Raw genomic sequence first — 13,307 nt, 5'->3', positions numbered from 1 at the left:
GCCATGAGACTGCCATCGCCCTCGAACGTGCTTCGCCTCGGCGTGAAGGAGCTGTGGAGCCTGCTGCGCGACCCCACGATGCTGGTTCTGATCATCTACTCGTTCACCGCGGCCATCTATATCGCAGCCACGGCGATGCCCGAGAGCCTGCACCATGCGGCCATCGCCATCGTGGACGAGGATGCATCCCCGCTGTCGGCGCGCATCATCGCGGCTTTCTATCCACCGCATTTCAAGACGCCCACGCTGATCTCGCTGGCCGAGGTGGACGCAGTGATGGACAGCGGCCGGCAGACCTTCGTGCTCGACATTCCACCCGGTTTCCAGGCCGACGTGCTGGCCGGCCGGTCACCGGTGGCCCAGCTGAACGTGGACGCGACGCGGATGAGCCAGGCATTCACCGGCAGCACCTACATCCAGCAGATCACGGCCGCGGAGGTCGCGGAATTCGTGCAGCGCTTTCGCGGCGACACGGCGGCGCCGGTCGAACTCGCCATGCGCATGCGGTTCAACCCGAACCTCGAGGAAGCCTGGTTCGGCTCGCTCTCGGAACTCATCAACAACATCACGATGCTTTCGATCATCCTGACCGGTGCCGCCCTGATCCGTGAGCGTGAGCATGGGACCATCGAGCACCTGCTGGTCATGCCTGTCACCCCTGCCGAAATCATGCTGGCCAAAGTCTGGTCGATGGGGCTGGTGGTGATGATCGCGGTGGGCGTTGCACTGGCGGTCGTCGTGCGGGGGGCGCTGCACGTGCCGATCGAAGGCTCGGTGGCGTTGTTCATGGCGGCCACGGCACTGCTTCTGTTCGCGACCACCTCGATGGGAATCTTCCTGGCCACCGTGGCCCGGTCGATGCCGCGGTTCGGCATGCTGGTGGTGCTGGTCCTGGTGCCGCTGGAGATGCTTTCCGGAGGGAGCACGCCGCGCGAGAGCATGCCGCGGTTCGTCCAGGAAGTGATGCTGGCCGCGCCGACCACGCACTTCGTGCTGGCGGGTCAGGCGATCCTCTTTCGCGGCGCGGGCCTGGCCGTGGTGTGGCCGCAGTTCGCCATGCTGGCCGTCTTCGGCGGCCTGATGTTCAGCGCGGCGCTGCTGCGCTTTCGCAAGTCCATCAGCCTCATGGCATGACCGCTGCGCCGAGATAGGGCGCATCGTCTGCCGCGCCACCGCGCGCGGGACCGGAGACATCAAACGTCGAACGGCGGCGAGTAATCCGGCATGCAACGCGGCAGGCTCAGGGTGGCGGTCACGCCGGTGCCTACCTGGGAAAAAAGCGTCAGATGACCACCCGATTGCCGAGCGAAGCCATCGACGGCCGCCAGGCCCATTCCGGCATCCGCCCGGCCGCTCTTGGTGGTGACGAACGGCTGGACGGCGCGTCGTGCGAAGTCCGGCGACATGCCTATGCCGTTGTCCGAGACGGACACGGCCACCGCGGGGCGGCCATCCGGCGCCGTGTCCGCCCTGGCGGACAGCAGCAACCGTCCGCCCTTGGGCATGGCTTCGCAGGCGTTGACCACGAGGTGCATCAGCGCCTCTTCGAGTGCGTCGCCGTCGGCATGGCAAGACGGGCAGTCATGGCCGACCACGACAGAAACGCTGATGCGATCGTCGAGCACTCGACGAAGCATGTGCGCCAGGTCGCACAGGAAGGGGAGGGTTTCCAGCCTGGTGGGAGTCAGCGGCTGCAGGCCCGCGTAGGCCTGCAGATGCCTGGCCAGGCGCTCGCCATGGTGGACCATCCCTTTCAGTCGAAGCACGAAGAATTCCTGATCCTCGTGTTGCCCGGAGTTCGCTGCGGCCTGCAGCCGTTGCAGCACGCCGCGCATGCCGGCAGCGAACTCTTCAAGCACCCTGCTGGCCTCGCCAGCCAACTCCCGGTCAGAACTGCTTGCCTGGAGTTCCATGGAGAACCTTCCACTACAAACCAAGCGCTGCTGCGATCGATACCGCTCATATGCCGTAGCCGCGTGGCCGATTTCTCCCCGAAAGAATGAATCTAGTCTTCAGAATGGAAAATAGTTGAGCCAAGTTGTATCCGCGTCGAGACGATTGGCAAAGAGCATTCTTCAAGTCACCTTCACAGGTTCGAGCGTGCGCAGGCGGCGTCCGGACCATCCTGGAACGGCGACATGCCTGGCGCATTGCGCTGCATCAAGGCGCGGCGCCAGGCATTGCGCGATGCTGGGCTTCCATCGTCGCAGGCCAACGACGCCGACGCCAGCCTGAAGAATCTGCGTCCGCGCAGCCCATAGCGAAATGAAGAACCGGAAACACCTCAACCTGGCAACCGTGCTTGTCGCGATCTGGCTGATTGCGCTCGCATGGGACTACTGGAGCCAGAGCCGCAGCGTGGAGATGGTCCCCTACAGCGCCTTCGAGGAGCTGTTGAAGGAAGGGCGAATCGCGGAAGTCGCGCTCGGCGATTCGATCATCACCGGACGGCTGAAGATTCCCGACAAGGGCAAAGACACGGTCATGGCGACCATGGTGGAGCCGCAAACGGCGCAGCGCCTCGCAGCTTTCGGCGTTCCCTACGAGCGGGTGCGCAGCGCAAGCTGGCTTCAGAGTCTGTTCTCCTGGATTCTTCCAGCGCTCCTCCTCCTTGGCATATGGAGCTTCATGCTGCGGCGAACGGGCGGAGGGCTCGGCGGGGGGCTGCTGGGCATAGGGAAGAGCAAGGCAAGAATCTACATGGAGAAGAGCACGGGCGTGCGCTTCGACGACGTGGCCGGGGTCGACGAGGCGAAGTTCGAGCTGCAGGAGATCGTCGATTTCCTCAAGAACCCGAAGGAGCACGCCCGGCTGGGTGCACGCATGCCCAGGGGCGTGCTCCTGATGGGGCCGACCGGCACCGGCAAGACCTTGCTGGCGCGCGCCGTGGCGGGCGAGGCGCAAGTGTCCTTCTTCTCGATCAGCGGTTCCGAGTTCATCGAGATGTTCGTCGGGGTGGGCGCGGCGCGGGTGCGCGATCTCTTCGAGCAGGCCCGCGCGAATGCGCCCGCGATCATCTTCATCGATGAACTGGACGCGCTCGGAAGGGCCCGCACGGCCTTCCCGATGGCCGGCGGACAGGACGAGCGCGAGCAGACGCTCAATCAACTGCTGGTGGAGCTCGATGGATTCGATCCGAGCGTTGGCGTCGTCCTGCTCGCCGCCACGAACCGTCCGGAGACGCTGGATCCGGCGCTGCTTCGCGCGGGGCGATTCGACCGCCAGGTGCTGGTCGACAGGCCGGATCGGATCGGGCGGGCGGAGATACTGAAGGTGCACGTGCGCAAGGTGCGGCTCGACGCGCACGTCGACCTCGACCAGGTCGCCGCCATCACCGTGGGATTCGCCGGTGCGGACCTCGCGAACCTGGTCAACGAGGCTGCCTTGATTGCCACGCGGCGCAACGCCGACGCAGTGGCAATGCCGGACTTCACGCAGGCGATCGAGCGCATCGTCGCCGGCATCGAAAGAAAGACCCGCATCCTGGGGCCGCACGAGCGCGAGCTCGCGGCCACCCACGAACTCGGCCACGCGCTGACCGCACTGGCCCTGCCGGGGGCCGACAAGGTCCACAAGGTGTCGATCGTGCCGCACGGCATCGGCGCGCTGGGCTACACGCTGCAGCGTCCCTCGGAAGACCGGCATCTGCTGCGGCGAGGGGAGCTGCTGGACAGGCTTGCCGTGCTCCTCGGCGGCCGGGCAGCCGAACAGCTCGTGTTCGGCGAGCCCACAACCGGGGCGGCGGACGACCTGGTCAAGGCGACGAACCTAGCGCGCGACATGGTGCTGCGCTACGGCATGGACAGCGGCCTGGGTGCCGTGGTCTATCTGGAGCAGCGATCCCGCTTCATGGACTCGCCGACCGATGCGGCTTTTGCCGCCACGTCTTCGGCCGCCGGCGAAAAAACCGCCCAGCGCATCGACGACGCGGTCCGGGGCCTGATCGAGCAAGAGACGAAACGCGCAACCCAGCTGCTGCGTGAGCGGCGCGAGATCCTGGAGCGGTGCGTGCGCGCATTGATGAGCAAGGAGACGCTCGACGAGGCCGAACTGCTGGCTCTGGTCGAAAGCCCGGAGGCCTCCCGTACCGCCGCCTCGCCCGGCTCGCGGGCAATCGCCTGAAAGTGGCCGCCATGAAAAAACTCTGGACCTGCATCCACGCCGGCGTCGCCTCGATCGCCTGGGTCTTCATCCTGTTGGCGCTGTGTCTGACGCTGCTGGACCCGAAGTCGGGCATCAATCAGGACCCGGTGTTTGCCGTGATCGCGATCTTCGTGACCATTGGCCATCTGTGCTGCGGGAGCTATCTGCTTCACCGCATAAGCGAAGAGATCCGAGAGGCGAAGAAGCAGAAGCGAATGACGAGCGGCGCCGGCAACGGAAAGGAACGGCACATCCAATCGTCATCCTGAGCTCGATGCAGGTCTGCCCCGCGAAGAAGAAGGCCCGCCGTCCTCTCGGAGCGGCGGGCGACTGCCGCCGCCATGCGCGGCTGGAAGCTTTTTCGCGCGCTCGCGGTGTCGTGCCGCAGAGTCGACTCAGATGCCGCTGATTACCGCACCTAGCGCGGCCACGAAATCGTTCGCCTGCGGCCGCAAGCTGCCCTGGACGGGACCCAGATCCTTGACCCGAAAGGGTGCAGCCAGATGCGGCAATGCCACCAGCGTCGATCCGTTCCAGCCAATGATCGGGCAAAGAGACCGCGGTATCGCCTCCGGCATGTGGGCACGCAGTGCCAGCGGTATCACGAGGCGAGTCGGGAGCTTGTCGAGGATGTCGCTCTGGATGTCCACCATCCAGGGAATTTCGCCACGCTGGGTCTTGGACGGATTGGCATAGACGTCGAACTGGGCCATCGCGCGATCCCCTCACCAGGGACGGTAGTCCTCGCCGAAAACGCCCACGCGATCAATGAGTCCGTTCTGGGCGGCAATCCATTCCGCATAGGTTTCATTGAATTCGCGCTTTCGCTGGCCGAGCGTCTTCGTCCGTTCCAGCGCCTCGAGTTCGGCATAACGGGCGGCCGAGACCATCACGACTGCGACGCGGTCGTTCTTCATCACCTGCACGGGCTCGCACTCTGCCTGACTCAGGTAGTAGCCAAAACGGTTTTTGGCATCCGTAGCACTGACTTGCATGATTGGGCTTGAATGGGAGGATTAGCCATTTTAGCCATTCTCCGAAAGCAGCGCGCTTAGAAACCCCGCATCTAAGCTCATGCGGATGAAGTATTTGCAATTCACATGCTAAATGCTTCATGATGATGAAAATGGATACTGAATCCCATGGAACTCCGGCAGCTTGAAGCCTTCGCCGCCGTCATGTCGACCGGCAGCGTCACGGGCGCCGCCCGGCTGCTGGCGCGCTCGCAGCCGGCGGTGTCGCGCCTGGTGCAGGAACTCGAAGCCGAGATCGGCTATGCGTTGTTCACCCGCCACGGACCCCGGGTGACGCCGACGGAGCAGGGTTTCCTGCTCTATGAAGATGTAGACCGCGCCCTCGGCAGCCTGCAGCAGATCCACTTGCGCGCGGCCGAGATCGCGCGCGGCAATGCCCAGCCGCTGCTGCTGGCCGCCACCTCCGCGCTGGCGCTCGGGCTGCTGCCGCGGGCATTGCGGCAAATGGAGGCGCAGGCCGGCACCATGCCCATCCAGCTGCGCAGTGCCTCGGCCGAACAGGTCGTGCACGCGGTGCTCAGCGGCGCGGCGCAGCTCGGCGCGAGCAGCCTGCCGCTGGAGCACCGCGGGCTCGAAGTGCACTGGATCGGACAGATGCCCTGCGTGGCCGTGCTGCCGCAGGACGATCCGCTGGCGGCGCTCGAGGTCGTGCCGCTGGAGGCGCTGGCGCAGCGCCGCATCATCACGATGAGCAACCCGTTCCGCCTGCGCCACCGGCTCGACGCCACGCTGGCGCGCGCCGGCCATTCGCCGGCGCGGCGCGACGCGCTGATCGAGACCAATTCTTCGGTCAACGCCCAGGCGCTGGCCCGCGCCGGGCTCGGCGTGGCCGTGCTGGAGCCGCTGACCGCCTGCGGCGCGCCGCTCGAAGGCCTGGCCGTGCGGCCGCTGGATACCGACATTCCCTTCGTCTTTGGCGTGGTCACGCCGCAGGCCAAGCCGATCACGGCGCCGGTGCGCGCGCTGATCGATGCCCTGCTGGCCGCCGCCAGCGAGCTGCCGCATTTCGTGCAGCACGACGTGTCGGCGCACGCGGCGCTGCTGCGCACCCTGTACGGCGGCGGCGATGCCGCCGCGGACGAAGAAAGCATTTCCTGAAAGCCCCTGTGACGAACGTACCCCTCGGCCTTCCCGCGCTCGAAGCGCGCCTGCGGCAAGACCTGTCGTGGCTCGGCCTGCCCGCAAAACGCTGGGTGCCCCCCAACCCGGCGCACGGCGATGCGCTGCTGGACGTCGCCATCGTCGGCGGCGGCATGGCGGGCCTCGCGCTGCTCGCGACGCTCAAGCACCTGGGCGTGCACGCCCGCATCTACGACCGCTCGCCGGCCGGATTCGAAGGCCCCTGGGCCACCACCGCGCGCATGGAAACGCTGCGCTCGCCCAAGGAGCTCACCGGCCCCGCGCTGGGCCTGCCGGCGCTGACCTTCCGCGCCTGGTTCGAGGCGCAGTGGGGCCTGGCGGCCTGGGACGCGCTCGACAAGATCCCGCGCCTGCAATGGGCCGAGTACCTGCGCTGGTACCGCCGCGTGCTCGAGCTCGACGTGCGCAACGAGCAGCAGGTGAGGGCGGTGCTGCCGCGCGCCGACGGCGTGGTGCAGCTCGACCTGGCCGATCTCGCCGCGGGCGGCGGGCACTACAGCGTGCAGGCGCGCCACGTCGTGCTCGCGACCGGCCGCGACGGCCTCGGCGGTGCCTGGGTGCCCGACTGGGCGGCTTCGCTGCCGCGCGATCGCTGGGCCCATTCGTCCGAACGCTGGGACGCCGAAAGCCTGCGCGGCAAGCGTGTGGCCGTGGTCGGCGGCGGCGCCTCGGCGATGGACGCCGCCGCGAGCGCGCTCGAGGCCGGTGCCGCGCGCGTCGACCTGCTGATCCGCCGCGCCGACCTGCCGCGCGTCAACAAGGGCAAGGGCGCGGGCAGCCCGGGCATGGTCCACGGCTTCTGGCAACTGCCCGACGAATGGAAGTGGCGCATCCGCCACTACATCAACGTGCAGCAGGTGCCGCCGCCGCACGGCAGCACGCTGCGCGTGTCGCGCCATGCGAACGCGCATTTCCAGCTCGGCACGCCGGTACTCGGTGCCGCGCAGCGGCCCGACGGCGCGCTGCGGCTGGACACGGCCAAGGGCCCGCTGGCGGCCGACTTCGTCGTGTTCAGCACGGGCTTTCGCACCGACTGGGCGCTGCGGCCCGAGTTCGCCGCGTTCTCTTCGCAGGTGCGCGTCTGGCAGGACCGCTTCGCGCCGCCCGAAGGCATGGCCGACAGCGAGCTCGCCGAATCCCCCGACCTCGGGCCGCTGTTCGAGTTCCAGCAGAAGACGCCCGGCGCCTGCCCCGGGCTGGAGCGCGTGCACTGCTTCAACTATGCCGCCTCGCTCTCGCACGGCGCCGCGGCCGGCGACATCCCGCAGATCACCGACGGCGCCCAGCGCCTGGCACGCGGCCTCGCGGCAAGGCTGCTGGGCGAGGACGCCGGCCAGCACTTCGCCGCCATGCAGCGCTACGCCGAGCCCGAGCTCGACGGCGACGAATGGACCCCCTCGGAGCTGCCGCCGTACGTCGAAGCCGGCGACCGCGAGGTGTCGCCATGACTGGCTGGCTCCTGCGCCGCGTACTGCAGGCGCTGGGCGTCGTGGTGGCGATGACGGTGATCGTCTTCATCGGCCTGCATGCCATCGGCAACCCGATCGACATCCTCATCGGCGAGGACATGAACCAGCAGGAGCGCCTGGCCGCCATCGCGCGGCTCGGGCTCGACCAGCCGCTGTGGCGCCAGTACCTGGCCTTCGTCGACGGCGCGCTGCACGGCAGCCTGGGGCGCAGCTTCGTCTACCAGGAAGACGCCGTTCGCCTGATCCTGCAGCGCCTGCCGGCCACCATGGAGCTGGCCTTCGCCGCGCTGCTCATGGCCATCGTGGTGGGCGTGCCGCTGGGGCTGTTCGCGGGCATGAAGCCCGAGCATCCGGTGTCGCGCACGCTGATGGCCACCAGCATCGTCGGCTTCTCGCTGCCGGCCTTCTGGGTCGCGCTGATGCTGATCATGGTGTTCAGCGTGCAGCTCGGCTGGCTGCCCGCGAGCGGACGCGGCGCCACGCGCGAGCTGTTCGGCGTGCAATGGTCCTGGCTCACGCTCGACGGCTGGCAGCACCTGCTGCTGCCGGCCTTCAACCTGGCGCTGTTCAAGATCTCGCTGGTGCTGCGGCTCACGCGCGCCGGCGTGCGCGAGGTGCTGCCGCAGGACTACGTGAAGTTCGCGCGCGCCAAGGGCCTCACGCCCACGCGCGTGGTGCTGATGCATGTGATGCGCAACACCATGATCCCGCTGGTCACGGTGCTCGGGCTGGAACTGGGCGCGACCATCGCCTATGCGGTGGTCACCGAGAGCATCTTCGCCTGGCCGGGCGCCGGCAAGCTGATCCTCGACAGCATCAACTCGCTCGACCGGCCGGTGGTGGTGGCCTACCTGATGGTGGTGGTCGTGATCTTCGTGACGCTGAACCTCATCGTCGACCTGCTCTACAAACTCCTCGACCCGCGCGTGCGGCTGGAAGGCGCGAAATGAGCGCAGTGAAAAGCTACGACGAGCGCTCCATCTGGTGGCGCGTGACCGCCGACTTCCTGCATTCGCGCATCGCCGTCGGCGGGCTGGTGGTGCTGGGCATCGTGGTGCTGGCCGCGCTGCTCGCGCCGTGGATCACGCCGCAGAACCCCTACGACCTGCTGCAGCTCGACGTGCTCGACGCGCGCCTGCCGCCGGGCTCGCACAGCAGCGAAGGCGGCTACACCTACTGGCTCGGCACCGACGGACAGGGCCGCGACCTGTACTCGGCCATCGTCTACGGGCTGCGCATCAGCCTGACGGTGGGCGTGGGCTCGGCGCTGATCGCCGCGGTGGTCGGCACGCTGGTCGGCCTCATTGCCGCCTATGCCGGCGGCAAGGTCGACGCGCTGCTGATGCGGCTGGTCGACCTGCTGCTGTCCTTCCCGACCATCCTGATGGCGCTGATGATCCTGGCCTACGTCGGCAAGGGCGTGGGCAACGTGATGCTCACGCTGGTGCTGCTGGAGTGGGCCTACTACGCGCGCACCGCCCGCGGCCAGGCGCTGGTCGAGGCGCGGCGCGAGTACGTGGACGCGGCGCAGGGGCAGGGCATTCCGCGCTGGCGCATCGTCACCGGCCACATCCTGCCGAACTGCCTGCCGCCGCTGCTGGTCATCGGCGCGCTGCAGATCGCGCGTGCCATCACGCTGGAGGCCACGCTGTCCTTCCTGGGGCTGGGCGTGCCGATCACCGAGCCGTCGCTGGGGCTGCTGATCTCCAACGGCTACCAATACCTGCTGTCCAACGAATACTGGATCAGCTTCTTCCCCGGCGTCGCCTTGCTGGCCGCCATCGTCGCGATCAACCTAGTCGGTGACCAGCTGCGCGACGTGCTCAACCCGAGGCTGCAGAAATGAGCGCCGTTCCCGTGCAAGACCTCGAGGTGCCGACGCTCGAGGTACGCAACCTGCAGACGCGCTTCCACACGCGCGCCGGCGTGCTGCCGGTGGTCGACGGCGTGTCTTTCACACTCGGGCGCGGCAAGGTGCTGGGCCTGGTGGGCGAGTCGGGCTCGGGCAAGTCGGTCACCGGCTTCTCCATCATGGGCCTGGTCGACCCGCCGGGGAAAGTCGAGGGCGGGCAGGTGCTGTTCCAGGGCCGCGAACTCACGCAGCTGCCGGCGACCGAGCGGCGCGAGCTGCGCGGCAACCGCATCGCGATGATCTTCCAGGATCCGATGGCCACGCTCAACCCGGTGCTGCGGGTCGACACGCAGATGATCGAGGCGGTGAAGGCGCACAAGCGCGTCTCCACCGAAGAGGCACGCCGCCATGCGCGCGACACGCTGGGGCTGATGGGCATTCCGAGCCCCGAGGAGCGCCTGCGCGCCTACCCTCACCAGCTCTCGGGCGGCATGCGCCAGCGCGTGGCGATCGCCATCGCGATGCTGCACGGCCCCGACCTGATCATCGCGGACGAGCCGACCACCGCGCTGGACGTGACGATCCAGGCGCAGATCCTTTCCGAAGTGCAGAAGCTGGTGCGCGACACCGGCACCTCGCTCATCTGGATCAGCCACGACCTCTCGGTGGTGGCGAGCCTGGCCGACGAGATCGCCGTGATGTATGCCGGTCGCATCGTCGAGCACGGCACGGTGGCCGACGTGCTCGACCATCCGCAGCATCCGTACACGCGCGGGCTGATCGACAGCCTGCCGAGCGCCAACGAGTGCGGCGCGCGGCTGCGCCAGATCCCGGGCATGACGCCGAGCCTGCTCGACATGCCGGCCGGCTGCGCCTTCGCGCCGCGCTGCCCGCATGCGGATGCGGCCTGCGAAGCGCGCCCCGGGGTTTCGCGCCCGCGGCACGACGCGCCCTGGCACGAGGTGCGCTGCTTTCATCCGCAGCGCGACAAGCCCGTGCGCACGTCGCCGGCCGCGGTGCCCGCCGCGGCGCGCGCCCCCGTGCAGGACAACGACGTGCCGCTGGTCGAACTGCGCCAGGTCGCGCAGCGTTTCGGCGTCGCGCCGCCGCCCGGCGCTGTCGGCCGTGCGTTGCGCAGCGTCGGCATGAGCAAGCCGCCGGTGGTCACGCACGCGGTCGATGTAGTCGACCTGTCCGTGCGGCCCGGCGAGGTGGTCGGCCTGGTCGGTGAATCCGGCTGCGGCAAGTCGACGCTGGGCCGCATCGCCGCGGGCCTGCTGACACCGACGGAGGGTGAAGTGATCGTCGGCGGCAAGCCCGTGGCGCGCCTTTCGGCCGAAGAGCAGCTGGCGGCGCGCCTGCGCATCCAGATGGTGTTCCAGGACCCGTATGCGAGCCTGAACCCGCGCCTGCGCGTCTCGCGCATCGTGGGCGAGGCGGCGCTGCTCCACGGGCTGACCGATGCGGCGGGGCAGGACGACTACGTGAGCGCCCAGCTGCAACGCGCCGGGCTCGACCCCGCGCTGCGCCATCGCTACCCGCACCAGTTCAGCGGCGGCCAGCGCCAGCGCATCGGCATTGCGCGGGCGCTTGCGGTGCAGCCTTCGATGCTGGTGTGCGACGAGGCAGTGGCGGCGCTGGACGTGTCGATCCAGGCGCAGATCCTCAACCTCTTCATGGACCTGCGCGACCAGCTCGGGCTGGCGTACCTCTTCATCAGCCACGACCTGGGCGTGATCGAGCATCTGTGCGACCGCGTGGTCGTGATGTACCTCGGCCGCGTGGTCGAAAGCGCGCCGGTGGCCGAGCTGTTCGCGCGGCCGGCCCATCCGTACACGCAGGCGCTGCTGGCCGAGATTCCGAGCATCGACGCGCGGCGCACCACCTTCAGCGCGATCCGCGGCGAAATCCCGAGCCCGATCGCGCCGCCCTCGGGCTGCCACTTTCATCCGCGGTGTCCCAAGGCGATGCCGCACTGCCGCACCGAGGTGCCGCAGCTGCGCGGCATCGCGATCCGGCATGCCACGGCCTGCCACCTCTACGACACCAACTGACCTCCCGATTCACTGTCTTCGCCAAAGGATCTTCATGAACCGCCTGCTCCCCATCGCCGCCGCCGCACTGCTCGCCGCCGGCGCGCTTGCGTCCGTATCGGCAGCCGCCCAGTCGCTTTCCATCGGCTTCGCCGACCCGATCTCCTCGGTCGACCCCGAGCTCAACAACCATGCGGGCGACCGATCGCTGGCGCTGCATTTCTGGGACTCGATCATCAATTCGCGCGACGGCGGCAAGCTGGAGCCCGCGCTCGCGTCGAGCTGGAAGACGCTGGATGACAAGACCTGGGAATTCAAGCTGCGCACCGACATCAAGTGGCAGGACGGCACGCCCTTCACGGCCGACGACATCGTGTTCTCCTTCCAGCGCGCGCGCAACGTGCCGGGCAGCGTGGCCTCGTATTCGGGCGCGCTGCGCTCGGTGGAGTCCGCCACCGCCAAGGACCCGGCCACGCTGATCGTCAAGACCACCACGCCCAACCCGATGCTGCCGCTGGAGATCGCATCGATCTACATCGTGAGCAAGCACGTCGGCGAGAAGTCGAAGACCGAGGACTACAACGCGGGCCGCGCCGTGGTCGGCACCGGTCCCTACAAGTTCATCTCCTACGTGCCGGGAGACCGCACGGTGTTCGAGCGCAACCCCGGCTACTACGGTCCGAAGCCGCTGTGGGAGAAGGTCAACTACCGCTTCATCAACAACGGCGCGGCGCGCACGGCCGCGCTGCTGGCCGGCGACGTGGACGTGATCGACAAGGTCGCCGTGACCGACGTGGAAAAGCTGCGCAAGGACCCGAAGGTCAGCGTGTACACCTACCCGGGCCTGCGCGTGCTACTGCTGCAGCCGACCTTCAAGGCCGGCCCGAACGAGTTCATCACCGACAACGCGGGCAAGCCGCTCGAGAAGAACCCGCTGCTCGACGTGAAGGTGCGCCAGGCGCTGTCGCTCTCGATCAACCGCAAGGCCATCGTCGACCGCGTGCTGCAGGGCACCGTGACCGAGGCCAACCAGTGGATGCCCAAGGGCAGCTTCGGCTACAACCCCGAAGTCAGGGACATCGCCTACAACCCCGAGCAGGCGAAGAAGCTGCTGGCCGAGGCCGGCTTCCCGCAGGGCTTCCAGATCGCGATCCACGTGCCCGGCGACCGCTACCCGCAGGCGCCCGAGACGGTGCAGGCCGTGGCGCAGTTCTGGAGCCGCATCGGCGTGAAGACCAAGGTCGAGGTGGTGCCGTGGGCCGTGTACTCGAGCCGCGCCAACAAGAACGAATATGCGGTCAGCGTGATCGCCTGGGGCAACGGCACGGGCGAAGCCGGCTACGGCCTGCTGCAGACGCTGACCACGCCCGACGCCAAGCGCGGACGCGGCTCCAACAACTGGGGCCGCTACAGCAACGAGTCGGTCGACAAGGCGCTGGACGCCGCCACCGTCGAGTTCGATGCCAAGCGCCGCGAAGCCATCTTCCGCCACGCCGCCAAGCTGGTGACCGACGACGTGGGCCAGATCCCGCTCTACCACTACCAGAACATCTGGGCCGCGAAGAAGGGCCTGAAGGTGGTGCCGCTGCTGAGCGACCGCACGACGGCGATGCAGGTCACGCCGGTCAAGTGAGGG

Annotated in this window: 13 protein-coding genes and 1 pseudogene; 11 read left to right on the top strand and 3 right to left on the bottom strand. The window is 68.1% G+C overall.

The annotated features are described in order from the left end of the window. Window positions 1–3 precede the first annotated feature (3 nt). On the top strand, window positions 4–1,134 hold the full coding sequence (locus C4F17_RS31925; protein WP_106938364.1) for an ABC transporter permease: 1,131 nt from the start codon (window positions 4–6) through the stop codon (window positions 1,132–1,134). 59 nt (window positions 1,135–1,193) lie between these two features. Here the strand turns inward: C4F17_RS31925 and C4F17_RS31920 are convergent, their stop codons facing one another. After that, window positions 1,194–1,913 carry a sensor histidine kinase gene (locus C4F17_RS31920; protein WP_106938363.1) on the bottom strand — a complete coding sequence of 240 codons (720 nt, stop codon included), beginning with the start codon at window positions 1,911–1,913 and terminating at the stop codon, window positions 1,194–1,196. Between the two features lie 225 nt (window positions 1,914–2,138). On the opposite strand from C4F17_RS31920, the gene C4F17_RS33690 reads away from it, so the two are divergent. Genes C4F17_RS33690 through C4F17_RS31910 form a run of 3 tightly spaced genes read left to right on the top strand, consistent with a single transcriptional unit; the run spans window position 2,139 to window position 4,412 of the window. After that, window positions 2,139–2,261: a hypothetical protein gene (locus C4F17_RS33690; protein ID WP_267898745.1), complete on the top strand. Its 123-nt coding sequence runs from the start codon at window positions 2,139–2,141 to the stop codon at window positions 2,259–2,261. Window positions 2,262–2,265: 4 nt separating this feature from the next. Then, window positions 2,266–4,122, top strand: coding sequence for an ATP-dependent zinc metalloprotease FtsH (gene ftsH / locus C4F17_RS31915; RefSeq protein ID WP_106938362.1), 1,857 nt, complete (start codon window positions 2,266–2,268; stop codon window positions 4,120–4,122). Between the two features lie 11 nt (window positions 4,123–4,133). Continuing rightward, entirely contained in the window at window positions 4,134–4,412 is a 279-nt protein-coding gene (locus C4F17_RS31910; protein ID WP_159053798.1) for a hypothetical protein, read from the top strand. 126 nt (window positions 4,413–4,538) lie between these two features. On the opposite strand, the gene C4F17_RS31905 is transcribed toward C4F17_RS31910, so the two are convergent. Together C4F17_RS31905 and C4F17_RS31900 are read right to left on the bottom strand one after the other, a co-directional pair. Continuing rightward, complete coding sequence (locus tag C4F17_RS31905) at window positions 4,539–4,856, bottom strand: CcdB family protein (protein ID WP_106938360.1); 318 nt, start codon at window positions 4,854–4,856, stop codon at window positions 4,539–4,541. A gap of 12 nt (window positions 4,857–4,868) precedes the next feature. After that, window positions 4,869–5,138, bottom strand: a complete 270-nt coding sequence (locus tag C4F17_RS31900; protein WP_106938359.1) for a type II toxin-antitoxin system prevent-host-death family antitoxin — start codon at window positions 5,136–5,138, stop codon at window positions 4,869–4,871. A 147-nt stretch (window positions 5,139–5,285) separates the two neighbouring features. Here C4F17_RS31900 and C4F17_RS31895 point away from each other — a divergent pair, with 147 nt between their 5' ends. From C4F17_RS31895 to C4F17_RS31870, 7 genes and pseudogenes are all read left to right on the top strand, one after another. Continuing rightward, window positions 5,286–6,275: a LysR family transcriptional regulator gene (locus C4F17_RS31895; protein WP_106938358.1), complete on the top strand. Its 990-nt coding sequence runs from the start codon at window positions 5,286–5,288 to the stop codon at window positions 6,273–6,275. Beyond that, the gene (locus tag C4F17_RS31890; RefSeq protein ID WP_106938357.1) at window positions 6,272–7,765 is read left to right on the top strand and encodes a SidA/IucD/PvdA family monooxygenase; all 1,494 of its coding nucleotides are present in this window, start codon (window positions 6,272–6,274) and stop codon (window positions 7,763–7,765) included. Before C4F17_RS31895 ends, C4F17_RS31890 begins: the two co-directional genes overlap by 4 nt. Further along, a complete protein-coding gene (locus C4F17_RS31885) occupies window positions 7,762–8,736 on the top strand; it encodes an ABC transporter permease (protein WP_106938356.1) in 975 nt (324 codons plus the stop codon). The genes C4F17_RS31890 and C4F17_RS31885 overlap by 4 nt, the downstream gene beginning before the upstream one ends. Further along, window positions 8,733–9,632, top strand: a complete 900-nt coding sequence (locus C4F17_RS31880) for an ABC transporter permease (protein ID WP_106938355.1) — start codon at window positions 8,733–8,735, stop codon at window positions 9,630–9,632. The genes C4F17_RS31885 and C4F17_RS31880 overlap by 4 nt, the downstream gene beginning before the upstream one ends. After that, window positions 9,629–10,618: pseudogene (locus C4F17_RS33260) on the top strand (ABC transporter ATP-binding protein); the annotation flags it as partial. The gene C4F17_RS31880 and the pseudogene C4F17_RS33260, both read left to right, overlap by 4 nt. Before the next feature lie 75 nt (window positions 10,619–10,693). Beyond that, window positions 10,694–11,692: an ABC transporter ATP-binding protein gene (locus tag C4F17_RS33255; protein ID WP_234383194.1), complete on the top strand. Its 999-nt coding sequence runs from the start codon at window positions 10,694–10,696 to the stop codon at window positions 11,690–11,692. 34 nt (window positions 11,693–11,726) lie between these two features. After that, window positions 11,727–13,304 (top strand): ABC transporter substrate-binding protein, encoded by a 1,578-nt coding sequence (locus tag C4F17_RS31870; protein ID WP_106938353.1) that lies wholly within the window; start codon window positions 11,727–11,729, stop codon window positions 13,302–13,304. Window positions 13,305–13,307 lie beyond the last annotated feature (3 nt).

This window comes from Variovorax sp. PMC12, from assembly GCF_003019815.1.
In the GTDB taxonomy this organism is placed as follows: Bacteria; Pseudomonadota; Gammaproteobacteria; order Burkholderiales; family Burkholderiaceae_C; genus Variovorax.
This window is presented reverse-complemented; position numbering and strand designations above follow the sequence as displayed.